The organism is Siccirubricoccus soli (assembly GCF_024178315.1).
In the GTDB taxonomy this organism is placed as follows: domain Bacteria; phylum Pseudomonadota; class Alphaproteobacteria; order Acetobacterales; family Acetobacteraceae; genus Siccirubricoccus; species Siccirubricoccus soli.
The window spans coordinates 1-663 of the sequence record NZ_JAMZIK010000239.1; the positions used below are offsets into that span (position 1 = coordinate 1).

Below are 663 nucleotides of genomic sequence, written 5' to 3' on the forward strand. Positions count from 1 at the left end.
ATGCATCCTTCCGACTTCCGGCGGGATCGGTTCCGGGCCGGGATGGGAGGCAGGGATCCCGGTGGCGGTGTGGGTGTCGAGGGAGGGCTTTGCCCTCCCTCGAACTCCCTCCCACCAAAGGCCGAAAGGCCTTTGGAAACCGGGAGTTTGGCGCGGGCGGGTTGGCCCTGCCTTTGCACGGGGGCGCTTGAGGGGAGCGGAGCTTTCCTTAGCCCACCAGCCGGAGCTTCACCCCCCTCACCTCCGCCTCCTCATGCTCCGCCGCGGCAATGGCGCGGTCCAGCGCCGCCCGCAGCGCCTTGGCGCTGTCCAACGTCATCTCCACGCCGGCGCGCGCCCCGGGATCGAGCCGCGCATTCATGAAGTCCAGCGTGATGACGTCGCCCAGCGGCGCATGCCGCGCATGGTCGTAGGCCACCACCGCCTGGGTCAGCGGGAACCACTCATCCCCGCGCTTGGCCATGCCCTCGGCGGGCAGGATCTCGATGATGGAGGTGCACATGGCGCGCGCCTCAGGCCGCCAGGTGCTTGCCGAAGAAGGCGAAGACCTTGTTCCAGCCATCCATCGCCTGCTCCGGGCGGTAGAGCGGCCGGTGCCAGTAGAAGAAGCCATGGCCGGCGCCGTCATAGCGGTGGAACTCGTACTGCTTGCCGGCCGCCTTC

2 protein-coding genes are annotated in these 663 nt (G+C 68.8%); both read right to left on the bottom strand.

Going from position 1 to position 663, the window contains the following annotated elements; translation table 11 throughout:
- Positions 1-208: 208 nt before the first annotated feature.
- Positions 209-502, bottom strand: a complete 294-nt coding sequence (locus tag NJ376_RS27430) for a DUF6295 family protein (RefSeq protein ID WP_252956539.1) — start codon at positions 500-502, stop codon at positions 209-211.
- 10 nt (positions 503-512) lie between these two features.
- The coding region (locus NJ376_RS29445) for a dienelactone hydrolase family protein (protein ID WP_370288730.1) at positions 513-663 on the bottom strand (151 nt) is incomplete at its 5' end.

Bases quoted from the DNA above. Each gene is read 5' to 3' on its own strand.
- NJ376_RS27430 (WP_252956539.1), bottom strand. From the start codon at position 502: ATGTGCACCTCCATCATCGAGATCCTGCCCGCCGAGGGCATGGCCAAG.